The sequence below is a fragment of the Paenibacillus sp. EKM10P genome, from assembly GCF_011800655.1.
Taxonomy (GTDB): domain Bacteria; phylum Bacillota; class Bacilli; order Paenibacillales; family Paenibacillaceae; genus Paenibacillus; species Paenibacillus polymyxa.
The window spans coordinates 25,301-52,156 of record NZ_JAALET010000011.1; the positions used below are offsets into that span (position 1 = coordinate 25,301).

General features: G+C 48.7%; 23 protein-coding genes and 1 riboswitch. Of the genes, 4 read left to right on the forward strand and 19 right to left on the reverse strand.

All coding sequences use genetic code 11. The features are described 5' to 3' along the window. Positions 1-3: 3 nt before the first annotated feature. From HFE01_RS20620 to HFE01_RS20665, 10 genes are all read right to left on the reverse strand, one after another. The gene (locus HFE01_RS20620; RefSeq protein ID WP_016819319.1) at positions 4-912 is read right to left on the reverse strand and encodes a carbohydrate ABC transporter permease; all 909 of its coding nucleotides are present in this window, start codon (positions 910-912) and stop codon (positions 4-6) included. 190 nt (positions 913-1,102) lie between these two features. Then, positions 1,103-2,395 carry an ABC transporter substrate-binding protein gene (locus HFE01_RS20625; RefSeq protein ID WP_016819320.1) on the reverse strand — a complete coding sequence of 431 codons (1,293 nt, stop codon included), beginning with the start codon at positions 2,393-2,395 and terminating at the stop codon, positions 1,103-1,105. 174 nt (positions 2,396-2,569) lie between these two features. Continuing rightward, positions 2,570-4,129, reverse strand: a complete 1,560-nt coding sequence (locus HFE01_RS20630) for a response regulator transcription factor (RefSeq protein WP_167438658.1) — start codon at positions 4,127-4,129, stop codon at positions 2,570-2,572. Continuing rightward, complete coding sequence (locus tag HFE01_RS20635) at positions 4,107-5,837, reverse strand: sensor histidine kinase (RefSeq protein ID WP_243208228.1); 1,731 nt, start codon at positions 5,835-5,837, stop codon at positions 4,107-4,109. Before HFE01_RS20635 ends, HFE01_RS20630 begins: the two co-directional genes overlap by 23 nt. A gap of 171 nt (positions 5,838-6,008) precedes the next feature. After that, positions 6,009-6,245, reverse strand: a complete 237-nt coding sequence (locus tag HFE01_RS20640; protein WP_167438657.1) for a hypothetical protein — start codon at positions 6,243-6,245, stop codon at positions 6,009-6,011. 37 nt (positions 6,246-6,282) lie between these two features. Further along, on the reverse strand, positions 6,283-7,149 hold the full coding sequence (locus tag HFE01_RS20645) for an inositol monophosphatase family protein (protein ID WP_167438656.1): 867 nt from the start codon (positions 7,147-7,149) through the stop codon (positions 6,283-6,285). Between the two features lie 173 nt (positions 7,150-7,322). Further along, positions 7,323-8,324 carry a UV DNA damage repair endonuclease UvsE gene (uvsE, locus tag HFE01_RS20650; RefSeq protein WP_167438655.1) on the reverse strand — a complete coding sequence of 334 codons (1,002 nt, stop codon included), beginning with the start codon at positions 8,322-8,324 and terminating at the stop codon, positions 7,323-7,325. A gap of 139 nt (positions 8,325-8,463) precedes the next feature. Beyond that, positions 8,464-8,787 carry a hypothetical protein gene (locus HFE01_RS20655; protein ID WP_016819326.1) on the reverse strand — a complete coding sequence of 108 codons (324 nt, stop codon included), beginning with the start codon at positions 8,785-8,787 and terminating at the stop codon, positions 8,464-8,466. A gap of 102 nt (positions 8,788-8,889) precedes the next feature. Then, entirely contained in the window at positions 8,890-9,978 is a 1,089-nt protein-coding gene (locus tag HFE01_RS20660; RefSeq protein WP_019686144.1) for a D-alanine--D-alanine ligase, read from the reverse strand. A gap of 73 nt (positions 9,979-10,051) precedes the next feature. After that, positions 10,052-11,047: an amidase domain-containing protein gene (locus HFE01_RS20665; protein WP_117290617.1), complete on the reverse strand. Its 996-nt coding sequence runs from the start codon at positions 11,045-11,047 to the stop codon at positions 10,052-10,054. 421 nt (positions 11,048-11,468) lie between these two features. Here HFE01_RS20665 and acnA point away from each other — a divergent pair, with 421 nt between their 5' ends. Continuing rightward, on the forward strand, positions 11,469-14,180 hold the full coding sequence (acnA, locus tag HFE01_RS20670; RefSeq protein ID WP_167438654.1) for an aconitate hydratase AcnA: 2,712 nt from the start codon (positions 11,469-11,471) through the stop codon (positions 14,178-14,180). A 65-nt stretch (positions 14,181-14,245) separates the two neighbouring features. On the opposite strand, the gene HFE01_RS20675 is transcribed toward acnA, so the two are convergent. Together HFE01_RS20675 and HFE01_RS20680 are read right to left on the reverse strand one after the other, a co-directional pair. Next, positions 14,246-14,602 (reverse strand): DUF1648 domain-containing protein, encoded by a 357-nt coding sequence (locus HFE01_RS20675; RefSeq protein WP_016819330.1) that lies wholly within the window; start codon positions 14,600-14,602, stop codon positions 14,246-14,248. Positions 14,603-14,799: 197 nt separating this feature from the next. Then, entirely contained in the window at positions 14,800-15,636 is an 837-nt protein-coding gene (locus HFE01_RS20680) for a YitT family protein (protein WP_167438653.1), read from the reverse strand. Between the two features lie 506 nt (positions 15,637-16,142). Between HFE01_RS20680 and HFE01_RS20685 the strand changes: the two genes are divergently transcribed. Next, entirely contained in the window at positions 16,143-16,295 is a 153-nt protein-coding gene (locus HFE01_RS20685) for a hypothetical protein (RefSeq protein WP_010348453.1), read from the forward strand. A 207-nt stretch (positions 16,296-16,502) separates the two neighbouring features. Here the strand turns inward: HFE01_RS20685 and thiC are convergent, their stop codons facing one another. Further along, positions 16,503-18,347, reverse strand: coding sequence for a phosphomethylpyrimidine synthase ThiC (gene thiC / locus HFE01_RS20690; RefSeq protein ID WP_243208226.1), 1,845 nt, complete (start codon positions 18,345-18,347; stop codon positions 16,503-16,505). A gap of 187 nt (positions 18,348-18,534) precedes the next feature. Then, positions 18,535-18,646, reverse strand: a riboswitch (TPP riboswitch). A gap of 117 nt (positions 18,647-18,763) precedes the next feature. Beyond that, entirely contained in the window at positions 18,764-19,507 is a 744-nt protein-coding gene (locus tag HFE01_RS20695; protein WP_167438652.1) for an IclR family transcriptional regulator, read from the reverse strand. Between the two features lie 298 nt (positions 19,508-19,805). On the opposite strand from HFE01_RS20695, the gene HFE01_RS20700 reads away from it, so the two are divergent. Continuing rightward, positions 19,806-20,843 carry an alpha/beta hydrolase gene (locus HFE01_RS20700; protein WP_017428436.1) on the forward strand — a complete coding sequence of 346 codons (1,038 nt, stop codon included), beginning with the start codon at positions 19,806-19,808 and terminating at the stop codon, positions 20,841-20,843. Positions 20,844-21,095: 252 nt separating this feature from the next. Then, positions 21,096-22,475 (forward strand): Fe-Mn family superoxide dismutase, encoded by a 1,380-nt coding sequence (locus HFE01_RS20705; RefSeq protein WP_167438651.1) that lies wholly within the window; start codon positions 21,096-21,098, stop codon positions 22,473-22,475. Positions 22,476-22,486: 11 nt separating this feature from the next. Here the strand turns inward: HFE01_RS20705 and HFE01_RS20710 are convergent, their stop codons facing one another. The 5 genes from HFE01_RS20710 to rnhA form a co-directional block, all read right to left on the reverse strand. Further along, complete coding sequence (locus tag HFE01_RS20710; protein ID WP_102999207.1) at positions 22,487-23,332, reverse strand: lipoate--protein ligase family protein; 846 nt, start codon at positions 23,330-23,332, stop codon at positions 22,487-22,489. Positions 23,333-23,530: 198 nt separating this feature from the next. Then, on the reverse strand, positions 23,531-24,124 hold the full coding sequence (folE, locus tag HFE01_RS20715; protein WP_013369415.1) for a GTP cyclohydrolase I FolE: 594 nt from the start codon (positions 24,122-24,124) through the stop codon (positions 23,531-23,533). Between the two features lie 54 nt (positions 24,125-24,178). Next, positions 24,179-24,433 carry a YneF family protein gene (locus tag HFE01_RS20720; RefSeq protein WP_013369414.1) on the reverse strand — a complete coding sequence of 85 codons (255 nt, stop codon included), beginning with the start codon at positions 24,431-24,433 and terminating at the stop codon, positions 24,179-24,181. Between the two features lie 105 nt (positions 24,434-24,538). Next, positions 24,539-26,272: a tRNA epoxyqueuosine(34) reductase QueG gene (queG, locus tag HFE01_RS20725; RefSeq protein ID WP_038978261.1), complete on the reverse strand. Its 1,734-nt coding sequence runs from the start codon at positions 26,270-26,272 to the stop codon at positions 24,539-24,541. A gap of 96 nt (positions 26,273-26,368) precedes the next feature. Beyond that, positions 26,369-26,806: a ribonuclease HI gene (gene rnhA, locus HFE01_RS20730; protein ID WP_016819337.1), complete on the reverse strand. Its 438-nt coding sequence runs from the start codon at positions 26,804-26,806 to the stop codon at positions 26,369-26,371. Positions 26,807-26,856: the final 50 nt, after the last annotated feature.

Here is a 26,856-nt window from a genome sequence, read left to right on the forward strand (position 1 = left end):
GTATCAGCGCCCCTTTTCCGTTTCATAGAACACCCAGAACTTGGATGTCATAAATAAAATCGCTGTCAGTATCGCAATCATAATGAGCATGACCCAGGCCATAGCTGCCGCATATCCCATATTGCTGAACATAAACGCCTGCCGGAACAGATACAGTGAATGCAGCATCGTTCCATCCATTGGACCACCCTCACCCTTGGAGATAACATAGGCTGGGACGAAGGTCATAAACGCACTGATCGTCTGCATAATCAAGTTAAATAAAATAATCGGACTCAGCAGTGGCAGCGTAATACTGAAAAATTTTCGTACTGGCGTAGCGCCATCTACACTGGATGCCTCGTACATTTCAAGCGGAATGTTTTTCAGCCCTGCTAGAAAAATAAGCATGGATGAACCAAATTGCCATACAGACAAGGTGATCAGCATCATGAGCGAAGCATTCGGATCACCAAACCATTTCACTGGGGTTGCCCCCAAGGCCGAAAGCAAGCTGTTAACAATGCCCTCATTACTGAAAATATTGCGCCACATGATGGACACTGCAACGCTACCCCCGATAATAGAAGGCAGATAATACATCGTCCGATAGGTGCCTACCATGCGTGACTTGGTATTCAAAATCATCGCCACAAACAACGCGAAAATCAGTCGCAACGGTACACCGACCAATACATACGTAAATGTGACCCTGATCGAATTCCAATATTTCGGATCACCTGTGAACATTTTTTCGAAGTTACCCAGACCAATCCATTTGGGCGGGGTGAACAGATTGTAGCTCGTAAAGGACAGATACAGCGAAATAAACATTGGAATTAACGTAAATGCCAGAAAGCCCACAATAAACGGGCTGATAAACGCATATCCGGTCATATTGGCTTTCAAGCTCTGATGATTTCGCAAGCTCATCAAGCCTCCCTTCTGTTGCATTTTAAGAATTTGCGTACGTGTAAATATTAACTATACGTTGTTATATGAATTATTCTGTGATATCTGCAAAGGTTGCTTCTGCAATGGGTTCGTCGGATCAACCGTGCGCAAGTCATGCTTTGCACTACGCACGGTTAACCTAACGAATCGATCCTTCAACCCTGCATTATTACTGCTTGTTATTCGCAAGGATGGTATTCGCATCAGCCCGGAATTTGACCGCTGCGTCTTCAGGCGTCATCTGCCCGAAATTGACCTGCTCAATATAATCGGTCAATGTAGCAATCACTTCCGGCGATCCAACCGGTGGCGGCGGGCTCATTGGAGAAGCTTTTGGCTCCATGGAAGCCACAAATTCAAACACCTGCTTCGTTGCCTCGCTCAACTCCGGCGCTACAGCTTCCTTGATTTTGGCAGAAATCGGTACGCCGCGTTCGCCTTTAATCAATTTATTCGCTTCAACATCGTTCATCCAGAAATCAATAAACTTTGCGGCCTCATCCTTCACCTGTGAACGGGAAGCCACCGCCCAATACATGGTAGGCTGCATATACACGCCTTTTTCCATATTCGGTCCAAACATCGGAGCAAGCGCCATTGGACGATTAACGACCTGTTGTAAGCCCACATACTGATTGGACCACTGCCAAATGCCGATACCTGTTCCTTTTACGATATCCGATTCCTCAAGAATTCCCTTGGTTTGGTTCATGACTTCAGGAGTCGGTGTCGCCCCCTTCTTAATCAGCTCAGCTAAACCACCGAAGAAATCAACAAACAGCTTATCGTCATCATACCCCAATCCTGTTCCTTCCGTATTGTAGAGAGATTTTCCATGTGTCCGCAAATAGTAGTGGAAGAAAATATCCGCAGCCATGGAGCTGTCAAAGTAAACTTTATTGGAGGCTGCCTTCAAAGCCAGCTCTTTGTATTGGTCCCATGTCCAGTCATCAGGAATTTTGTCTATGCCCGCTTTTTTGAGCAGTGCCGGATCGTACTGGAAGCCCAGCACATTGACACCTGTTGGAATACCATATTGCTTTCCGGCAATGATTCCGGTTTTGAGTACATTTTCGTTTACATCAGCGACTTGGATTTTCTGATTCAAGTAAGGCGCCATATCTTCCAGCTGGCCGTTTTTCGCATATTGGCTAATATACGAAATGTCCATCTGCACGATATCCGGCAGTTGGTTTGCTGCCGCCTGCGGTGCGAGCTTCTTCCAGTAGTCATCAAAAGAGGCATATTCCACATCAATCGTTACATTCGGATTTTTTTGCTTATACAAATCGATAACCTTCTGCGTATATTCGTGGCGCGTATCCGATCCCCACCAAGCAATCCGCAACTTTACTTTCCCGTCTGCACTTGTGCCCGAATTGCCTCCACCGTCTGCTCCACTACATGCCGTCGTCAACACAAGCAGCATCGCTATGACCAGAAACCATCCCTTTTTGCCCACCTATCTCTCCCCTTTTCGCTGTTCTAGAAAGGAGCCTTATTACGAGTAACAATGTACTTACGCTTGTTTGATAGCGTTTACATTTGCTCCTGTTGTTATTTTCCCAAAAGCAGAGAAACATTGGAATACACAAATCAGATTTCAAAGGTTTAAAAAACAGAGGGACTCAGCTGCTCATCCCCGTTCGTGTGATTTAATGTACTCGGAGGGTGTCATACCTGCCCATTTTTTGAACACCTGGCTAAAATATTGCGCGTTCCCGCCGAAGCCGAACCATTCCGCCAGCTCAAACACCTTTACGTCTCCCGTCTCCCGAATATGCTCAGCCGCGCGCTCGATCCGGTAACGGTTAACATAGTGTGAAAAGTTTTCCCCCGTCACTTTTTTGAAGATTTTCCCTAAGTAGTCGGAATTCATATAGAGCATTTGACCCGCCACTCCGTTCAGCGAAAGATCGGATTTTCTATAGTTTTGCTCAATAATAGTGATCATTTTATCCACCGTGGAAGATTGACGGTATACATTGCTTTTATAATAAATTGCGGTCATTCGTTCGGCGGCTTCCTGTACAAAAGATTTGAGGCATGCCAATGTTTTTTGCTCTGCCAGCACGACCATTCGACTCGTGAACGCCGCACGCTCTTCTTCAGGACATATACGAATCATGGCAGCATATAGCTGTAGCACATAAGAACGGGTTACGGAAATTTCCAGCTTCATACGGGACAGGATGCCGAACAGCCGATCCACTTCCTGTGCAACTTCCTCCCGATTTCCAGCCTTGATCAGCAGACCGAACTTCTCTTCGTCCAGTTCCAAATCTGCCATCTCCCGGGTGTCATCAGCCGCCAAATCTTCCTTCGTAATGAGGCTGCCCTCCCCGGTGTAAAAGCGATGATTCATACAATGCAATGTCTCCCGGTACATCCCCCGCGAATGCTGCATGCTATCCGACTCGCTAACTGCGACGGTCACCTCTAGCTTATAAAAACGGTGGAACGTCGTACGTACCGCTTCAATCTGTTTCATAAACCCAGACGTGTCATCCGCACTTTCCAGCACAATCAGCAGCTGCCCTTGCATCGTCGTACTGAGCAAGACATGATCCATTAAATCCCCTGCTATATTTTGCAAAGCAAACAAATGCTCCGGCTCGTGGGACTCCTCTACCCGCAGCAGCAGCATTCGAACCTGCTTATCTTGCAACTCCAGACCGAACAAACGCTCATAAAAAGCGATATCACGGCTACCGTAAGTTTTATAGGAAATAAACTCCTTCAAAAAATGCTCCTTCACATGCGGCAGCATACGCTGAAAATCAAGCTTCATCCGGTTCACAAACTGCTTGCGTTCTTCCTGTTCCTCTCGCTCCTGTCCCAGCTCAGTCAGAGCCTCATGAATTTGCCGCTCATTGCAGGGCTTCAACAAGTAGTGTTTTACCCCGTATTGCATGGCCCGACAGGCATAGTCAAAATCTTTGTAGCCAGACAGCAGAATAAAACGAACGTCTGGAAAATGCTCCGTCGTTTTGGCAACGAGTCCGATACCGTCCAGTCCTGGCATGGAAATATCGCTGATCACAAAATCAGGCGGGCTCGCCTGGATCTGATCATATGCCTCAATCCCATTACGCGCCGTACCTACCAGTTGTGTTCCGGCCTTGCCCCAAGCGACCACCTGTGATATGCCTTCCAAAATCATACGCTCATCATCAACCAGTAGCACCTTGTACACGACCCTGATCCCCTTTCACATATGGAATACAGACATGAATTGACGTACCTGTTCCTGACTCGCTGTGCAGTTCTATCCCCCAAGGTGTACCAAATGTCAGGTTAATCCGTTCCTGAATATTCGTAAGTCCAATGCCCCGCCCACGGGTTGTGATCTGACCGCTGCGTAGCTTTTCCAAGAAATCCGGGCTCATTCCAGGTCCGTCATCTTCAACCCGCAGGAACAGCGCTCCCTCGCTTTCTCTGGCCACAATCGTGATCCGACACGGTTCAATACGCGGCTCCAGCGCATAATGGATCGCATTCTCCACCAAGGGCTGAAGCGTTAGCTTCGGAATTTGTGCATCCATCAGCTCTTCCGGGACATCGAGGTGGAAATTGAGGCGCTCATCAAAACGTGTTTTTTGGATCGTTACGTAGCTCCTCACGATATCCAGCTCTTTTTGAAGCGGAATCAACTGCTCTTCAAAACTGACCGTGCTGCGTAGTAGAAAAGCAAGGGCTTCCACCATCTCTGAAATCCGGTCCTGCTTGTTGGCCTTGGCGAGCCAGTTCACAGATTCTAACGTATTGTATAGAAAATGTGGATTAATCTGTGCCTGTAGCGCCTTTAGCTCTGTTTCCCGCAGCAATAGCTGCTTGGCAACATTCTCATTAATAAGCTCGCGGATACGGCGGATCATCTTCTTATACGTCCGATGCAAGAGACCAACCTCATCCTGTGTGGAAAGGGGTACCGCCCCAAGCGCTTCCTCTTCCAGACGGTCGAGGTCGCCTTTTTCTATTTTACGCATGTTCTGGATCAACTGAACGATCGGTTGGGTAATGCTGCCCGATAACCTAGCGCCCAGCGCCAATGCAATAAGTAGCATAATGACAAAAATTGCGCTTACAATTTCTTTGATTATCGTAATACTGCGGAACATATCATCAAAGGGAGTCATATGTAAATACGTCCAGCCCGTATATGAGGATTTGATTTGAGCAGCAAAAAAGGTCCCCCCTGTATAGGTCGCGATTCCGTAAGGTTGCTTCCGCCCAAGCTCTGCCTGAATATCGCTCTCACTCAAAAGCGGTGTTTCGGGATAAATCATCCGTCTTCCGTCTGTAATCATCAACTGTCCGTCACGGCCGGAAGTCTGCACTCGATCCGCTACAATCCGGTCAATTCGTACACGAATCGCAAGCGTGCCGAGCCCGTTCAGCGTAAAATTGGAATCGGTAAAGGATTTGAATTGCCGGGCTGCCAGCAATGAGGAATGACCTGCCGCATACCATGCATGGGAGCCGTCATATTCGTCTGCCAACTCCGACAGGGTGGATCGAAGCTCTTGGGGGATACCTTCGCGGTTGCCCGCACTCATGACCTGTCCCTCTTTGTCGATCACCATCATAGAATAGACATAGGTTTCAGAGCCGGCGAAGGCAATAAGCCTATTCGTTATTTTTTTGCGCAGTACCGTTTTGACATAAGGTGATGTTTCCTTTTCCAATTGGAGCAAATAACGCTGAAGCTGCTCGTCCGTTATTACCTTAAACGTAACTTTTTCAACATCCTTCAGTTCATTTTCAATGCCAATCGAAGAAATATTGAGTACTTCAGATGTCTTTTTATACATTTGATTATCATAAATATGAAATACGTATTTAAGTATGACTGCAACAACCGCAAAGTTAACCAGCATGAGCACCGTAATCAGCAGTACCATCTTATGATGGATTCCAGCATTTTTGTAAGCGCTCTTAAAATAGGTGATCAGTACACGTCGCCTCCTTCGCACGTCCTGCCCGTCCAGCTCAAAATGGAGAAAACTCTATATATTATACAAAATACCCCATGCCTTGGTCATTCGGCAAGAGGTATTTGGGCTTGCTTAGCGTTAATCGGTTGCTTTCGATTTGTCCGCCTTGCTCATATATTCGTCATATCGGTCATCAAGCTCACGTGCCATACTCCGGAATTTACGCGTCTCCTCGACAATAGGGTCCATTTGAGTCTGAACCCGCACCTCATATTTGGGACTGAGTCGTTCCCGTTTTTTGGCCTCATTCTCACGAATTTCGCCTTCCGTCAGCAGTTCACTGAGCTGGCGTTCCAATTCTTCGGACTGGCTCATCGCGATTTCCTCCTTCAGAATGATGGTGTACGTAGTATTATAACCCGGTTGCGTCTGCTTCTTTCAGCACTTGAATAAGTTGAGAATGAATAGCTGTATTCGTAGCTACAATATGCCGTACACTCAGGTCATAAGGTTGGCCCAATGTGTTCGTAATGGTACCTCCTGATTCCTGTACCAGCAAAGCGCCCGCTGCCACATCCCAAGCATTCAAACCGATTTCGCAATAAGCAGACAAACGTCCCGACGCCACATAAGCCAGATGCAACGCTGCCGAGCCGAGCGCCCGAATGCCGCGTACCTGAGGTGTAAGAACCTGCGTAATTTTCATATTCAACGGTTGTGCATACGTACGATCCGGCGGGAAACCGATGCACACCAGGCTATCTCCCAGTGTCTCTTCTCTCGATGCTTGCATGCGATTGCCGTGGACATATGCGCCTTTTCCTTTTTCCGCTACAAACATTTCATCACGGGACGGATCATAAATTACCCCGACAATCACTTCACCACGATGAGCCAAGGCAATAGACACACTGTAGTACGGCAGACTGTGCACGAAATTGGTAGTGCCGTCTACCGGATCAATAATCCATAAATATTCCTCTTCACGCGCAGCTTCTAATGCTCGGGCTGAAGCTTCGGCTCCCGGCTCTACCCCTTCTTCACCCAAGATGGCATGATCGGGAAAATGGGTGAGAATGAGTCTACGAATCATCTGTTCTGCACCTTTATCTACCTCGGTTACTAGATCGGTCGAAGATTGCTTGGTATTCAATTGTTCAACAGTGCCCAGTCTGCTCTTAATCCATTCCCCGGCTTTGGATGCCGCATTAATAGCCACGGCCGTATAGCTTTTTCCTGATACGATATAGGGAACCTTTTCGTTTTCATGTTCGTTCAACGTGTTCACTCTACTTTCTATATCATTGTTACGTGGTTTACGAATCTGCCCTGCAGACAGTCTCTTAACCATCTCTGTTTCAGTACAAGTTTGCTAGTTTACACATTCTAGTATACACAATAAGCTTCATAAAGTTTCTCCATATGGAAGCTTTATCCGCAAAATACTACTTTTTAAGGCGTAATTTCTATGGAAGCCCCATCCAACACTTTGACCCCGTTATCTTCCTGAAGACGCAGTTCATTCATTAATCCGAACAATGCTTCATCCTTAAGTTTGGCTTCAAGCATGACATCAATCCGATCCGTATATCCAGAAATATTACGCAGAAAGGTCAGCAACGGCTCCACCAGAACACCGTCTGCATGACCACGAGGGTCTTTTTCACTTTTAGGACTGGAGGCATGAATTTTGGGCGGCAATGGATGATCGGTAGAAGATCCGGCTTGAGCCAATTCCCCTTTCCAGGTATCCAATATATCCGGCCATAGCTCCCACGGCTTCTCTCCCTCGTTATTGACCCATTGATGATGAATATCGAGAACCATCGGTAAGCCTGTTATTTTGCAAGCTTCCAGTGTTTCCACCGCATTGAACGTTTTATCATCATTTTCCAATGTTAACCGTTGTCTTAATGAAAGCTCCAGGGCATTCACTTGCTCTACAAAACGCTGACCTGAGGTCACCTTATCTCCGTATGCACCACCAATATGAATGTTGTTCTTGGCTTCGGCACTAAGTCCCATGGCCTCCAGCATCGCCACGTGGTACTTCAGATCATTAATGGAGCTCTGCAACACTTCAGGACGGGGAGTGCTCAGCACTGTAAAATGATCGGGGTGAAACGATACCCTCATCTTATTCGCCTTGACATAGTCCCCCACCTCTGCAAAATCAGCGGCAAGCGCCTCAAACGGGTCCCAGTCCCGCAGATCCTGATGGGTCGCAAGCGGAATCAGCTTGGATGAGAAACGATAGACCTGAATATCACTCGCACGATTATGACGCAGCAGCCTCAATGTATTATGGAGATTTTCGGCTGCAATCCGTTCTAGCTTGCGGATCGCCGCTTCTCGGTCTCCGATCTTGTTAAAGCTGGCCATGGTCATGGTTTTAGAAGGGGATGCATTTTGCACGGTGACCGACATGGCAACATAACCGAACCTTACGATCATAGATGTCCTTCCTTTCAGCAGTTCGCAGTAGATGGCAAGGCCGCTTTCATTCTGTGACCTAAACCCCTTTTCTACTGATCATACCCGGAAAAGCACCTGCTGATTCGGTGTATTGCACAAAAATGTAAGAAACAAACAGCTAGGATTGCTGCTGTGCTCCAAAAAACATTTCATCCGCCAATGCGGTCTGAATTCTCGATTCTTCTTCGTTCAGCTTACGAATAAGGGTCATTTCTACCTCGGTCACTTCGTCACCTTGGAAATTGATTTCGGCGATACAGCCCACAATCTGAACGATGGCTACTGCCACGTTGTCCACGCTGTAAGCGATGACCTTCTGTCCTGTCGGAAAAACACGCAGGCCGGATTTAACCATTTTGCCACGTCCATATTCCAGCAGTTCATAAAGTTCTTGTTCACTCTTGAATTTGCACACCGAGTTAAATTCAGTTTGAAAGCCCATGTGTAGCCGCCACCTTTCATATTTAAGGGTTTGGTAAAATGCTCAAGTCTATCAATGTATATGAACAAAAAGGAGAGTGATCAGCTCCCCTTCGTTTTTCGTTTATGAGTTCTCATAGTGCAGTGCCGACCTGCGCTCATAACGCTCCAGTGCAAGAGCAATCATGCGATCCAGCAGACTTACATAGGATACGCCGGTTTCTCTCCACAATAATGGATACATGCTGAACGGTGTAAAGCCAGGCATTGTATTCACTTCATTAATAAGGATATGTCCATCTGAGCGTCTGACGAAGAAATCGGCACGGGAAATCCCGCAACCTTCCAGAGCACGGAAAGCTTGCAATGCGGCTTCACGGATACGATCTGCCACTTCCTCGTCCAGTGGTGCCGGAATGAGCATTTCCGATTGACCATCGGTATATTTGGCAGCATAGTCGTAGTAATCACTCGACGACACAATTTCACCCGGTACCGAGGCAATCGGCTCGTCATTGCCAAGTACGCTGACTTCAATCTCACGGGCATCGACGTACTCCTCCACAATCACCTTCAGGTCAAATTGCAGAGCCAGATCAACAGCCTTTTCCAGTTCTTCCCGGTTACTCGCTTTGGAAATACCAACACTTGATCCCAGATTGGCTGGTTTGACAAAACAAGGATAACCCAACTCAGTCTCTATGTTACGCACCAAGTCATGACCGGTTTGTGCCCACTGTGTACTATTAAAATAGCAGTATTTCACTTGCGGCAATCCTGCATGCTCAAACAGCTTCTTCATGACGCCTTTATCCATACCTGCTGCCGAAGCCAGCACGCCTGCCCCAACATAGGGCATATCAGCCATTTCGAACAGACCCTGAATCGTTCCGTCCTCGCCAAAGGTGCCGTGCAGCAGCGGAAACAGTACATCCAGCGTCTGCTCTCCATACAGCTTACCGAACAACGTATCTAATGCCGCCTTGGTGCCACCCTCAGCGTGCTCCAGCTTCAATTGGTCTACTGTAGTCAGAGGCGCACTTAACAGCGTCCCCCTACGCCAATCGCCAGCCTTCGTAATATAAAAAGGAATAATCTCGTATTTCTCATAGTTAAAAGCGTTCATTACCGCATACGCCGTTTGCAGCGATACCTCATGTTCGCCCGATTTACCACCGTACACCAGCCCTACGGTCAATTTTTGATTTGCCATGCCTATCCTCCGCTTTCCTGCTTTCGTCATTGTGCCTGATTTGCTTCACTGTACCTGTTATCCATCATCTCATTTAAAAATAGTCGGCGATGTGATAAAAGCGATATACCGTATTGTCCGTCCACGCATACGAATTTTTATAGTCCCAATAACGATGTCTGGAGCTTACCGTATGTGCATTGACTAGCGGCATGCCGCCAGCATCAAAGGCCGTTACCACCGTGCTGTGCTGGAAAGTTCCGTCACCATCCCAATCATAAAAAATGACGTCCCCCAGCATGAGCTGCTCCGGTCGACTCACCTGCTCTGCGGTCAACCCCCAGGAGCTGGAGCCCAAATACCGCTCCAGACTGTTGGAAACCGCCCAGCTATAGCTCCACAGCTCACGTCCGGCGACCCGTCCTTTATACCACCAGCCCGATTCTCTTTTACCAGTATAGTGGATCGGTGCACCACCTGCAAAGAGGCACTGCGAGATATAATTGGTGCAATCCACGTCAAACGCCTCAAACTCCGGGTTAAAGCTATCCCACCACTGATCTGCATAGGCCGCTGCTTCTTCACGACGATATCGACTGGGGCGTGCTGATGAGCCGAAGCCCAGCACACCACGATTCAGCAGCGGCAGACTTCCTCCCTGATTAAACGACGCTTGTTCAAAAGGAACCTCTCCTCCCGCCGGCTTTCTTTCTGCCGGATCGCGCTCGATCCTCGTCACCTGCCAGGCTTCGCCCTCGCGTGTAAACGTTAGACGCTCCCGTTCAATCCGATCCTCCCGGTGCGTCATCCCGCCCTTCTCATAAAAGAGCCTCACATGCAGTTGTACATCGACCACTGCCTCATCCGGGTTATCCTGCACTATTCGTAGCGGCTTGGCGCGTGTCTCGCTGCGCAGGGGAACAGCGTCCCGTTCGTTGTACCACTGCTCCAATCTGGCCGCACGTGCCGCCCGCTCCATTCGCTGGCCCACCTCCAGGTACTCATCCGGCTGTGGTACACCATTTACCTCACTGCGATTGTACTGATTCACATAAGCAAAAAGGGCCTGTTTCCATTCCCGCTCCCCCATCCCTATCCCTCCATTTTTCGTCTCGCTATCCTTATTCGGGGATAACCACGCTGATATATAACTTCCTTCTTTCCTCTCTGGTCGGATATGCTCTCTATCTATAAGTATGAATCTCTAAAGCTTGGTATGAACATCGAAACGCGGGGGAACGGAACGTTTTATTTTCCAGTCTGAACACGCATAATTTAGGTCAAAAAAACTTTACGGAACCGTCTGAAAACGGTATACTTAATCCAAAAGCAATCATTTTGAAATCATGTTTCATCTAATGAAACGAATTACATTCATCTCAACCTCTTAACTTACGATGCACCACTGAAGATGAAATTGAGAACGCAACCAATTAAAACCAAATGTGCAAGACGCCGAAAAAAGACATCCCTATTTTCCCGCAAGCATCCACTTCAAGGAGGTAATACTTATGTCAGGAAAAGATCAATTCTCCATTGCCCGTAGTTTGGAAGTTAACGGGAAGCCTTATCGCTACTACAGTCTTAAGGCACTGGAGGAACAAGGAAAAAGCGGTGTTGCCAAGCTGCCTTTCTCCATTAAAGTGTTGCTGGAAGCAGCGGTTCGCCAGTTTGACGGACGCGCCATTACGGAAGAACACGTGCAGCAGCTGACAGGCTGGGCTGAGGATCGTGACACCAACAAGGAAATTCCGTTCATTCCTGCACGTATCGTGCTTCAGGATTTTACTGGTGTCCCGGTGGTTGTCGATTTGGCGGCCATGCGTGATACGGTGAAAAAAGCGGGCGGCGATCCGAAACAAATCAACCCGCTCGTTCCCGTCGATCTCGTAATCGACCACTCGGTCATGGTTGATGCCTTCGGTACCAGTGACGCGCTGGACTACAATATTAATGTAGAGTTTGAACGTAACGAAGAACGGTATCGTTTTTTGCGCTGGGCGCAAACGGCATTCAATAACTTCCGTGCGGTGCCGCCGTCCACCGGTATCGTTCATCAGGTTAATCTAGAGTATCTCGCTTCCGTGGCTGCCACCAAAACCATCGACGGCGAAACGGTTGTCTTCCCGGATTCCCTTGTGGGAACGGACTCCCATACGACGATGATTAACGGACTCGGTGTCGTAGGCTGGGGTGTCGGCGGGATCGAGGCAGAGGCGGGTATGCTGGGGCAGCCGCTGTATTTTGTCACTCCCGATGTGATCGGCTTCAAGCTGACAGGTAGCCTGTCGGAAGGAGCTACCGCTACCGACCTGGCGCTGACAGTCACGCAAATGCTGCGTAAAAAAGGCGTGGTCGGCAAATTCGTAGAATTTTACGGCCCAGGTCTGGCCAACATTAGCTTGGCTGACCGTGCGACCGTGGCCAACATGGCACCGGAATACGGCGCAACGATCGGCTTTTTCCCGGTTGATGCCGAAACGCTAGCTTACCTGCGCAGCACTGGACGTTCCGATGAGCAAGTCAGCCTCGTAGAGGAATATTACAAAGCTCAAGGCATGTTCCGCACATCCGATACCCCAGACCCTGTGTTCAGCGATACGCTTGAGCTAGACCTGGCTTCGGTTGTACCGAGTCTCGCAGGACCCAAACGTCCGCAGGACCGTGTTGAGCTAAGCCGCATGAAAGAAACTTTCGAAGGCATTATCCGTACCCCGGTAGACAAAGGCGGCTATGGACTGAGCGATGAAAAGATCGCACAGAAGGTTCCACTGACCCATCCGGACGGCTCCACCAGTGAACTGGGTACTGGCTCAGTCGTGATTGCAGCGATTACAAGCTGCACGAACACCTCCAACCCAAGCGTTATGCTAGGCGCGGGCTTGCTCGCCAAAAAGGCAGTACAACGCGGGCTCAAAAAGCCAGGCTATGTTAAAACAAGCTTGACACCAGGTTCCCTTGTTGTAACGGAATACCTGCAAAAAGCCGGGCTGATCGAACCACTCGAAGCCCTCGGCTTCCATGTTGCAGGCTACGGCTGCGCGACCTGTATCGGTAACTCCGGTCCACTTCCTGACGAAGTGAGCCAGGCCATTACAGACCATGATCTGACCGTTGGCGCAGTCATTTCCGGTAACCGGAACTTTGAAGGACGTGTGCATGCGCAGGTCAAAGCCAACTATCTTGGTTCGCCGCCACTGGTTGTCGCTTACGCGCTGGCAGGTACGGTGAACATTGATTTGACGAATGACCCGCTTGGTTATGATCAGGACAATCAGCCTGTCTACCTGAAAGATATCTGGCCTTCTTCCGAAGAAATCAAAGAAGCGATCAGCCTGTCTCTCAGCCCGGATATGTTCCGCCGCAAATACGAAAATGTATTTACAGCCAACGAGAAATGGAATTCCATTCCGGTTCCTGAAGGCGAATTGTATGAGTGGGATGAAAACTCAACTTATATTCAAAATCCGCCGTTCTTTGAAGGGCTTCAGGATGGCGTGCAGGATATTAAGGAAATCCGTAATGCCCGTGTACTTGCCTTGCTGAATGATTCGGTCACGACTGACCACATCTCGCCAGCAGGCAACATCGCCCCTTCCAGCCCGGCTGGACTGTACTTGAAGGAGCATGGTGTTGAACGCAAGGACTTCAACTCCTACGGCTCTCGTCGCGGTAACCATGAAGTCATGATGCGCGGTACATTCGCCAACATCCGTATCCGCAATAATGTAGCTCCAGGCACCGAGGGCGGTGTGACCAAGTACTTGCCAACAGATGAGGAAATGTCCATCTATGATGCGTCCATGAAATATCAGGCAGCCGATCAGAACCTGATCGTCATCGCCGGCAAGGAATACGGCACAGGCAGCTCCCGTGACTGGGCGGCCAAAGGTACGCTTTTGCTAGGTGTTAAAGCCGTCATTGCTGAAAGCTTCGAGCGGATTCACCGCAGTAACCTGGTCGGTATGGGTGTATTGCCGCTGCAATTCCAGGAAGGCTATGGCTGGTCCAGCTTGGGCCTGAACGGTCGCGAAACCTTCGACATTCTCGGCATTGACAATGACGTGAAACCAGGTCAAGAACTTACGGTTGTAGCCAAACGCGAGGATGGCACCAAGTTCGAATTCCCGGTCACTGCCCGTCTGGACAGCACCGTCGACATCGACTACTACCACAACGGTGGTATCTTGCAAACCGTACTGCGTCAAATGATTCAAGCGTAATGATCGAGTGAATAATGAAAATCCCCTCTCCAATGCGGTGTAAACTGCAATGGAGAGGGGATTTTTTACATGCCCGAAGCATTCAGAAGAAAACACATGCCTATGGTCGAGAATACAACAGATATAAGAACTGTAATGAGACCAGGCAGGCTTTTCAACATTTCAGAGCCTTCTTGGCTCTTGAATCGACGTCTGAGAATAGGCTGAAGCAAAAGCATAATCATAAATGATATGAGGCTAAGTCCACATAACAACCATACCTCAGGAGAGGATTTGTCAACAAAACGGTCAGCCACCCCATTAAAACCGTAGTGGATTGCTACCTTTCTGGGCATTGTCGGATACATGAAAAGGTAGATGACGAAAGGCAAAGCGGACACAAGAAAGGACAACACATTAAAAATATTTAATCTATTTCGCATGGAAGTTCTCCTTTTAGAGCTGATTCAATTCATATTATACACATATCAGCAATTTATATTTTTATATCCACGGCTAAGTAAAAGAGAAATTATGCGATTAGCAAAAGACATTCTCACTGCTAAATGCAAAAAAGCCGATCCTCTCAGGACCGGCTTGCCACTGTATTCTCTTATATCCTTGCCTTCGCATTGCTAAACTACTTCGAAATATCCAAAAAGCCCTCTCCGAATACATCCCGTACGTCATGAATGGTGATAAATGCTGCTGTATCGATAGCTTTTACAATCTTTTTAAGCGCCGACACCTCTTGTTTGCTAATGACGATATATAGGACCTCTTTTGGATTTTTGGTGTAATATCCGTGGCCTGACAGGACGGTAACTCCACGGTCCATCTGCGTAATGACCATCTCAGCAATTTTGTCTTGATGCTCCGAAATGATCATGACCGCTTTTTTCGGATTCAATCCTTCAATCATGAAATCCATAACTTTCGTACCGACGTACAAAATAACGATAGTTAGCATTAATTTTTCCGGGCCAATAATAAAGTAGGAAGAGAAGGCGACAATCAGATCAAAAAACAACAAGGCATAGCTGATATTCCAATCCAGATACTTGTTGGCAATCCGGGCTAAAATGACTGTTCCTGCCGTTGTACCACCAACCCGTACAATTAAGCCAATGCCGACCCCTACCAAAACTCCGGCAAATACGGCATTAATCGTCGGCTCATGCGAATCAATCCGCCAGTTGACTGTTAAATGTAAAAACAGCGAGTTAAAAGCGACCGCAACTATAGTATACAGAGTCGTTCTCTTGTCCAAAAATTTATATCCGACAATCAGCAGCAAGCCATTAATGACCAGATTGACGATCGAGGGAGACCACTGAAACAGGTAGTACAAGATGATCGTGACCCCTGTAACGCCCCCCTCGCCAAATTCATTCGGGATCACATACAGATTAACAGCCAGCGCGAAAAAAAACGCACCCAGAATAATAAATACGATATCTGCAATACTTTTTTTCATATATGCTCTAATCCTCTCTCTAACATTTCAACGGATGAATTGCCAGATGGATTGGCTGACTCTTCTTGCCAAAATACGCTGACAACCAGTTCATGGTATCCACTACCCAACATAAAGTCAATACAACTTTGACACTTTAATTCGCCACCAGACTGCCTTAGTCCAACCTTAGAATTCCGCAAAATTCCGCTAATACAAGGTTATTCGACAAAAAAACACAATCCCGACTACTAAACTGAGAAAACGGGCCTCTAGCCCTTGTTTAGGCCCTAGGCACATTTTCCCCTAAAATGACCATCCTCCTAATACACATTTTGGACACATACGACCATCTTCCTGTTTTATGTCAAAAGCGTTTTACTTTGGATAAATGCGGGTATAATGATTGAAACATTACCAAGCAACCTACACGGCATTACAACATCAAGTACATATACATAGTCCTATACAGACGTCCTAAGCAACTCAATCTGAATTTGACAAAATGGAATTGGAGGAATGACCACATGAATACAATGAACTTAACTGTCCACACCCTGATGCCTTTTCACCACCAATACCAACGTGCCAACGCGGTAAGTATGCAGAAGAAAGAAGATAGCTCGGAGAAGAAGCTCAGCTTTCAGGACATTTTGAATGAAAAAATGGGTAAAAAATAAAGCTCCGTTAATCCGGTAGCATGATCCCGCTTTACATAAGCTGAAAAGCCGTAGTTTTCTACATCGACTGTAGAGAACCACGGCTTTTTGTTACTCACGCGTTTCTAACCCTTGCTCATACGTTTATGGAAATAAACCTCTGACGAGCTTAACTGTACTTTTCGTTGAGGCTTCCCAGTTGATTGACTTTTGTATCGCTACCGATTTTTACTGCCCAGCTTCCCGATACTGCTCTGCCTTCTCTCGCATCCCGGCGGCAACGGCTTCCTCAGTATTCAGTCCCTTATCGGCCGCATAGGCACGAATGTCCTGCGTGATACGCATACTGCAAAACTTGGGACCGCACATCGAGCAAAAGTGGGCTTCCTTGGCCCCCTCTGCTGGTAGCGTTTCATCATGGTAGGACAATGCCCGCTCAGGGTCAAGCGAGAGATTGAACTGATCGCGCCAGCGGAATTCAAAACGCGCCTTGGACAAAGCATCGTCCCGCTGCTGTGCCCGCGGATGACCCTTCGCCAGATCGGCAGCATGTGCGGCAATTTTGTAGGTAATAACTCCTTCGCGGACATCATCTTTGTTCGGCAGACCCAAGTGCTCCTTCGGCGTAACGTAGCACAGCATGGACGTCCCGAACCAACCGATCATGGCTGCCCCGATAGCTGAGGTAATATGATCATATCCTGGTGCGATATCCGTCGTCAGCGGCCCTAAAGTATAAAAGGGGGCTTCCTTACAAATCTCCATTTGTAAATCCACATTCTCCTTGATTTTGTGCATAGGGACATGTCCTGGCCCTTCAATCATGACCTGGACATCATGCTTCCATGCAATTTGCGTGAGCTCGCCCAACGTCTCCAGCTCTGCAAATTGTGCTTCATCATTCGCATCATAGATACTCCCTGGACGCAGACCATCCCCGAGAGAAAAGGCCACATCGTAGGCTTTCATAATTTCACAGATTTCTTCAAAATGCGTATACAAAAAATTCTCCTGATGGTGCGCGAGGCACCAGGCTGCCATGATCGACCCGCCCCGGGATACAATTCCCGTCATTCTATTCGCCGTCATCGGTATATATCGCAGCAATACACCCGCATGGATCGTAAAATAGTCCACTCCCTGCTCCGCCTGCTCAATCAGCGTGTCTCGATACAGCTCCCACGTCAGCTTCTCAGCTTCGCCGTTCACCTTTTCCAGTGCCTGATATAGCGGCACCGTTCCAATCGGTACGGGAGAATTCCTGATGATCCATTCGCGCGTTGTATGAATATTCCGACCTGTAGACAGGTCCATGACGGTGTCTGAGCCCCAGCGCACAGCCCAGGTCATCTTCTCCACTTCTTCCTCGATGGAGGACGTAACTGCGGAATTCCCAATGTTCGCATTGATCTTCACGTGAAATTGGCGTCCAATGACCATGGGTTCGCTTTCCGGGTGATTGATATTTGAAGGTAAAATAGCTCGTCCAGCCGCCAGCTCCTGTCGTACAAACTCGGGCTCTACGCCTTCGCGGATCGCCGCAAATTCCATTTCAGGCGTAATGATCCCTTGCCGCGCATAGTGCATTTGCGTCACAGTACGCCCTTGCGAAGCCCGTAGCGGACGGTTGGTCACGCCGGGAAATTCCACTGTCTCCCGTTTGGAGCCGGGTTTCAGTCCATTATCCTCCGGCTTGACGGCGCAGCCCTCATAAGCCTCCACATCCCCCCGTTCCAGTGCCCAAGCTCGCCGTAATGGTGGCAATCCCTGACGGATATCGACCTGGTAGGCTTCGTCCGTCATCGGACCGCTGGTATCATACACACGCAGTGGCTCATGATGCTCGGTGCCCTGAGGCGTATGTGTGGGTTGTAGCGCGATTTCACGCTCAGGCACAGCAATATCCGGCCGAGAACCTTGAATATACACCTTACGGCTCCCCGGAAAGGGCTTTAGCCCACTGGCTTGCTCCGCTTTGGCCTTCTCTCCCTCTACTTCTATTATTCCCGCCAATCCTGCATCTGCTGATTTCATTCCTGTTTCTTTTGTTCCTTTTGTTTCTGTCGGTTTCATGATCCATTCCTCCCGTATCGTTGAAATGACACACCGATCCGGAACCATTCCCAGGGTGGCGCTGATCTATGCAAAAAAGCCGGTTCCCTAGGGAACCGGCTAATCAAACGAGACAGCTATCCAAACCGATCGCACGTGGAATAATCATATTCCAATGCGCGGCCGTAGACAGCAGCTGCGTATACATTTCAATGGCCGATTACTTCCCTACGCTGGTACGATCCAGATCAGGTGCAAAGGGTCCGGAATCTTGCCTGATTCCATCTCAGCCCGCATTACAGGCTCCCCCAGTAACTGTGATACTTTCTATTCACATGAATTGACGGCTATAACAAACATCCCGCCATCTCTATCAGACTACTTTAAATTTATAGCTTTGGCAACCCTTGTATAATTTCCTTTTGTATTGATTACTGTCACGGAAGCATAAGCCCCATTTCCTTGGCTGCTTCGATCAAAATCGGTGCAAACTCATGCAGCGTCTCGGGCGCAAGTCGACTGACCGGGCCGGATACAGATAAAGCCGCCGTGACCTGTCCCTTTCGGTTCACAATAGGCGCGGCCACAGCCGCAGCTCCTGGCTCACGTTCTTCATAGCTGGTCGCATAGCCCTTCTCACGAATGTCCTGCAGCTGGGCTTTATAAACCTCCGGGTCTACCGAAGGTGGCCATTCTTCACTGCTTAGCAATACATCCAGCTCCTGCGGTGGCATAAAGGCCGCCAGCACCTTGCTGGAGGCTCCCACAGCCAGCGGCATACGCGCACCCACAGGCGCAACCCTGCGGATTGCCTGATTGCTCTGCACGGCTTGTATGCGAATACGCATGCTTCCATCCCGCAGGTACAAGCTGACCGTTTCCCCTAAGCGATCACGCAGTCCTTCCATTGCAGGCTGTAACAACACCGCCGGCTCATCGCTTTGGGACAGATGCGTGGACAGCTCCCATATGCGAAAACCAAGCCTATATTTTTCCGTTTCGGCATTCCGAACGACAAATCCCCGATCCTCCAGCGTAGTCAAAAGACGATGAACAGTGCTTTTATGTAGACCAATTTGGGAGGCAATCTCCGTTAGACCAAGATCAGATTCTGCGGTAAAACACAGCAGTATATCAAGTGCACGCTCTACAGCGCGGACGGTTAATTTACGGTCTTCCATCGTGAACCGCTCCTCTTGTATCCATATTCGTTTCACACTATGAAACATGGTTACATAAATTATATAGAATAGTCGCGGCTACTGTAAACCGATGTTTTTGTGACAACCATATTACAGAACAAGAACAAACATCGACAATTCTTTGCATCATTTTTACTTTTCCGGTTCAGGCGTTGACTTTGGATAATAGCCATCATACGATAATAGGTATCTATACGGACATACCCTACTATTTTCAAGTGGAATTATACCTAAATTTTATGATTCGAAGATCAATTTTATATAAGGAGGCTCTTACATGATTTCGACATCCCAGCGCAACGCTCAGCTACAGACCGCTGTTCAGGAGCCGTCCACCCCACTCTTTAATCCCCGTATGCTGCGGTTCAAGCACGTTGTGATTGCTCTGCTGCTGTCGGTCGTATTTTTTCTGTTGTTTTGCTTTATTGCCTTGCATGCTTACATCGCCTGGGTGCTTACGAATCCCACCGTCGCACCCTTGTACTCTAATCCGATGCAGGCCAAAGGCATGCCTTATGAAGATGTCAGCTTCCCAGCCAAGGATGGTAGCCGCATCGTACAAGGCTGGTATATCCCGGCGGATCAATCGCGGAAAACCATTATTTTCAGTCATGGTTACGGGGCTAATCGCGAAGAAAGCTGGATTCCCATGTATGATCTGGCGCATTATGCCCACAGTCTGAACTTTAATGTGGTCATGTTTGATTATGGATTCGCGTCACAAAACAGCAAGGCCGTCGCAACCGGAGGTAAGGCGGAATCCCAGCAGCTTCTTGGAGCGATTCAGCTTGCGAAGCAACGCGGCTCGTCGGAAATTATCGTATGGGGCTTTTCTATGGGAGCAGGAACCGCTCTTCAGGCGGGCTTGCAAACCAAGGATGTGGACGCAATGATTTTGGACAGTACCTTCCTGCTGGAGCCAGATACACTGTACCATAACATTCACAATCAAATTAATCTGCCGAGACATCCGTCTTTGGAAATTTTGGAGTTGCTGTTTCCAGTCTTAAACGGCACCAGCTTGCATCAGATTCCATATCAAGAGGTTAAAAAGGAGAACTATCCGTTTCCAATCATGTTTGTGCATGGTACACAGGATGAAAAGGCTCCTTACCCCATTGCGGAAAAGCTTGCTGCCAATCAAACCAACCCGCTTTCCAGTGTATGGATTGTCAAAAACGGGATACATGAGCTTATTTTCAGAGAGCATCCTCGTGAATATTTGCGACGGGTATCGACATTTCTAAGCAGTGTGCAGGAGCTGGAGGACAAGAAAACCACTGCTGCTGCCCATAAACAAACGACTACGAAGTAAGAAATTATTTTCAAAACAAGTAATCATCGTCTTAAAGAAGCCTGCCTATGGACACTTAACCCGTGCCGTAGACGGGCTTCTTTTTTTATTTTCCATGAGTAATTATTGTTCTGCGCAACAGGTATAACCTGATGAAGGAAGTTCATAGACATATTCACGGTGAGACGGCGAATATACTGGGTACATATGCATCCAGGACAGATCTGCTAGATCTGCCGGATAGCCATAGCGGGATACGGGAGGTAAAAACGAATGCTGAGTACTTATGGGTCTTTCCTGCCCTTACGTGTGCTGGAGGAAATTCGTCATTGGAAGCAGCAGGAAAGTTGGCACGTGGAAGTGATTAAATCTGCTACTGAAGGGCTAGAGCCTGCTTATGTGCGGCTGCTGGATGATTGGCGAACCGTATTTGAACAAACGGAACGCACCGCCATCGAGCTGCTCGAAGAGCAACGGAGCTCGCTTGATCCGGCAGAACAGGCATGGCAACATCAATGGAAAAAAGAGTCGGCTGTTCCTCAAGCACATACACACCAGCTGGATGAATCATCAGCACATTCAAGGGGATCAGACGCATCAGCGACTGGAGAGAAATCGTTGTCTGAATCAGGCTTGAATTCACAGCCTGCCTCACAGGAATTAAATCGTCGACTGGACGATTTGCTGCAAACCGCGAACCGTCAATCACAAGAATATGTACGGCAGCTAGGTTTGCTGACTGAGCACAGTCATGCATTGCGTCAGCAGCCAAAATCCGCTGGAGTTGTAATACACGCAGCACATGAAAGTCAATATTTCCTGATCTCAACAACTCCCTTTCAAGAGCCCGGCTCCATCGCGCGAGCCGCTGGGTTGTATCATGTAGCGGCAGAGGGTGAGGATTACCCGGAGCAAGCGTTTCGAGAGCGGCATGCCGGCATGAGAGGAGAGGGTTCTGGGGCTACTAAAGGCGTCCAGTCCGGCCAGGCTCAACCTTCGCCAGCAGAAAAGTCCTTAATCGGTCGCCCGGTCCCTATTGGCGGACATCGGCTCCCTCCGCTTCCTTACCCTTATAATGCGCTTGAACCGTACATTGATGAAAAAACGATGCGTATTCACCATGACAAGCATCATTTGAGCTATGTGAATGATCTGAATAAAGCGGAAAAGAAACTGGAAGAAGCCCGAAAAACAGGTGATTTTGGCCTCGTAAAGCATTGGGAACGTGAACTGGCATTTAATGGTGCAGGTCATTATCTGCATACTCTTTTTTGGACGATCATGAGCCCTCAAGGCGGTGGAAATCCAAGCGGACCGCTGGCTGAACAGATTAAAAAGGATTTTGGCAGCTACGATGCCTTCAAAAAGCAATTTAGTTCAGCAGCCGAAAAGGTCGAAGGCGGCGGCTGGGCCATTCTGGTGTGGAGTCCGCGCGCCGGGCGGCTTGAAATTTTGCAGGCCGAAAAGCACCAGAACCTGACTCAATGGGAGTCTATTCCGCTTCTGGCGATCGATGTGTGGGAACATGCATATTACTTAAAACATCAGGCTGAACGCAATAAATACATCGAAGATTGGTGGCATGTCGTCAACTGGCCTGAGGTGGAAGCGCGCTACGCTCAAGCCTCCAAGCTGAGATGGCAACCATTCTAAGCTAAAATAAACTACACCTGCAAATCGTACCGCTCTCTGAGCGCTGCCATCTGTTCTGCCAATCCTTCCAGTTGCACCAGCGAGCCATCGGCAGGCAAAATGGCCGCCCGACTCTCGACTACACGGCGTAGCGATGCTGTGTACGCCTCGACAGACGGCACTCCGGCCAGCTCTGCCAGGCTGCCCATCGTTGCCGGATTAACCCGGGGATAATCCGGCTGCTGCACGCCTGCCGGTGTATCCCCGGCTGCCTCCCGATAAAACTGCTGCACCGCCTGTGCGCGCTCTGCTCCGTGGCCCTCAATCATCACAAAGGCCGTGATGATATACGCCTTGGCTTGACGCCGCTGTGCAATGCCGCAAAACTTGCGTCCTCGGACGCTCACATCGTAATCCCCGGGACAGAAGGACCCGATGATCTCTCCAGTCTGCGCCTCGGCAGACCACGGGGCCAGCGCATCGGCAATCAGCCCTGCCATGAGCCGAAAATCCTCATGCAGGCTGATGGCCCGCTGCGGATTCGGCAGGATCAAGGACAGGTTCAGTACCCCCCTGTCCAGCATGACAGCTGCTCCACCTGAAGGACGCACGCATACCCACGTTCCTGAACTACGCACTCGCTCCATCGCCTGTGGAGCGTTGGGAAGCCTGCGGTCCCGGTGACCAATCACAAGCGCTGCCGGATGCCGCCATACATGCAAAATGGGCGCAGCTCCTTTCCCTACTTGCCGACAAGCCAGCTCCTCCCAAGCCAGCGGAAACAATACGTCTTCCTGAGTAGTCATCAGTGGCGCTTCCAACCATTGCAACTCAGGCAATGCTGTTGTTATTTCTGTTGAGCTATGTATATGGTCCATACGTTATCCCCTATCTTAAAAATAACTTTTATCCATAGGCTAATCGTAATTTTCAAGGCAGCATGCTGCTATTTTTTTATTTCATCTTCTTCACAGTAGCTATCCCATTGTCACTATTACCGATGTTAACAAAAAAAGGCGGCTACGCCTATGCGTAAACCACCCTTTTTTTATCACTAACCATTGCATTCTGTTCAATTATTCCTTGATCAGGGACAAGAACTCTGCGCGTTGTGCTGCATTATCACGGAACGTACCGCGTACGGCAGATGTTACCGTTTTGCTGCCAGGCTTTTTGACACCTCTGGCACACATGCACAAGTGTTCGCCTTCCACGACCACCATAACTCCGTGAGCGGAGACCGCTTCATTTAAAATATCAGCGATCTGCGATGTAATACGCTCCTGTACCTGCAATCGGCGGGTCACCGCCTCCACCAAACGGGCTAGCTTGCTTAGTCCTACAATTTTACCGCTGGGTACATAGCCGATATGCACTTTTCCGAAGAAAGGAGCCATATGGTGTTCACACTGACTGTAGTAGACAATATCCTTCACGATTACAAGCTCCTCGTGATTCTCGTCAAATGTCACACCCAGCGCATCTCGTGGATCAACCTCATAACCCGCAAATATTTCCTCATACATGCGCGCAACGCGTGCTGGTGTTTCCAACAAACCTTCACGCTTGGGGTCCTCACCGATCAGTTTTAAAATCTGCTCCACATGGTACTCGATTTTATCCCGGTTATCCGCAGCTTTGCGGTTAATATAATCTTTTACGCCAGCCACAGTAATCCTCCTCTATGCAGCAACCTCATGCGGCATCCGTACTCACGTTGCTCATTATTTCCGACGGCCCTGATTTTTACGCGCACCAGGCTGATTTTTGGAGAACTGTTGGTTCTTCATCATCTGCTGGGCTTTTTGCATCTGTTTCCCATTCAGGTTGTAGCCCATCTGTTTGGCCATTTTTTGCAGCGTTTCAGGGTCGTTCTGCATCTTTTCAAGCTGTTTGCGAAGATAATAAGCACCGATGAAAAATCCCCCGACCAAGCCAACAATCAGGGTAATAATCGGAATGACAATATTCCACACCACGAAGTCGTCACCTCTGTATATTTATATGAGACATCTTGAATTACACGAACCTATCATAGCAAAACATGGGACAGCTAGCAAATTACTTTTTGCAAACATATGTCCTTATTCCTTCTCCAAATCCAGCAGCTTCATTTTGACTGGCAAGCCTCCGGCATAGCCAACCAAACTACCGTTTGCACCCGATACACGGTGGCATGGAAACAGGATAGGCAATGGATTTTTGTTATTGGCTTCGCCGACAGCACGTATCGCCTTGGCTCGTCCAATCGATTCTGCAATATCTTGATAGGACACACTTTGTCCGTACGGAATATTTTGCAGTGCGCGCCATACCTGCTCTTGAAAAGGAGTGCCTCTCAAATCATAGGCTATACTGAATTCCCGTCGTTCTCCCGCAAAATATTCACGCAGTTGTTCTGCAGCTTCGCGCAGCTTTTCCGGCTCCTGTACATAGACATATTCCCCGACCCATGTCCGGGCCCATTGCTGAAGCAATGCTTCCTTCGCATAAAAAGAGCTATAGTCAATTCGGCATAGACCTCGATCCGTAGCACACAGCGTCAGAGTGCCCACAGGCGTCTCCATTTCGTCATAATAAATCTTAGTTGGACCCTGTGAATCCTCCGTCTTTAATTCAGCAGAAGTTTGCTGCTCTGCCTGCTCTTGTTCCGCTAGCTTGGAATGCGCCTGCGCGATCATTTCGCGTACTTGCTCATGTTGTTCCTTCTCTGATGCTTGCTTGATCGCTGTCATAGCGTTTTCCCCTCCTATTCGACTTAAAGCCCACGCCGCCGTGCCTCGCAGCTCGGGACGCGGATCATCCAATAAAACCTCCGTCAATTTGGGCACCGCGCTAACATCCTTGAAATTGCCAAGACCAATGACTGCATTACGTTGAATCGGCTTCTTCCCCCGCCAAGCCGCCGCACTTTGACCAAACCGGTCTTTGAATTCACGATTGCTCAAATCCAGTAACGGTAACAGCAACGGCTTCACAATTTCAGGATCGGGTGTAAGCTCGGGATGATGATCCCAGTTGAGGCCTCGATTTTTGGGACATACGATTTGGCACGTATCACATCCATACAGCCGATTCCCTATTTTCAGCATAAACTCCTCGTCCAAAAAGCCCTTGGTTTGCGTCAAAAAGGACACACACCGCTGGGCATTCAGCTGTCCCGGACCTACAAGCGCACCGGTAGGACATGCATCCAAACATTTGGTGCACTCTCCGCAACCATCCGTAACCGGTTCATCGGGCTGGAAGGGAATGTTCGTCAACAGCTCCCCGAGATAAATCCATGACCCCAGTGTCGGTGATATCATCATCGTATTTTTGCCGCTAAAGCCAATCCCTGCGCGTTCCGCAACGGCTCGGTCCGACAATTCTCCAGTATCCACCATGTTTTTCAACAGTGCATCAGGTACCCGCTCACTTATAAAAGCCTCCAGCTTTTCCATCGCTTCCCGCAGTACCAGATGATAATCTTTGCCCCAGGCTGAACGCGCCATAATACCACGGTATTTTCCCTTGTCCGACTTCGGCGGGTCCTTCATTTTCGAAGGATACGCCACCGCAATGGCAATCAGGGATGCGGGCTGCGAGCCATACAGCTCTGGATAGATACGCTTATCAATATCGGGCTCCTCAAAGCCGGATTCATAGCCTTTAGCACGGTGCTCTTCCAATATAGCTTTCAGAGACAGAAAGGGATCGGCGGATGCGAACCCGATGGAATCAATCCCCAGCCCTGGAGCTGCCTCAATAATTTCCTGCTTGAGCGAAGCCCAAGTCGAAGCCGTTCCGGTCGCCGTCCGAGTTAGTTCGCGTTGCATCCGATACTCACCTCTCATTCACAATTCTTCGTGACAGATAGGAGAATGATGTATCATTCTCCTATCTCAAATTTCAACAGAAAATAGCAGCAGATGCTACCGTAAATTTTTAACAGCACTCGTCGCCAGAAAATCACAGCGATTATTCAGTTCGTTGTCACTGTGGCCCTTCACCTTCACATATTCAACCTCATGCTTACCCATTAGTGCCCATAGTTCTTCCCAAAGTTCCTTGTTCTCCACTGGCTGATTTTTACTGTTGCGCCAGCCATTACGGAGCCAATTCTTAATCCAGCCTTGTTTGAAGCAATTGACGACATAGGCAGAGTCACTGTGTACTTTTACACGGCACGGCTCCTTGAGCAGCTTCAGCGCTTCAATCACCGACTTGATCTCCATGCGGTTGTTTGTCGTCATCTTTTCGGCACCCGACAGCTCCTTACGATGCTCTCCATACAGCAAAACAATCCCCCAGCCCCCTGGGCCCGGGTTCCCCGAACAAGCACCGTCGGTATAAACCATCACTTCTTTCATCGTCCTCTTCCTTTCCTGATTGGGAATCGCTGATCCGTTGTAGCTCTGAT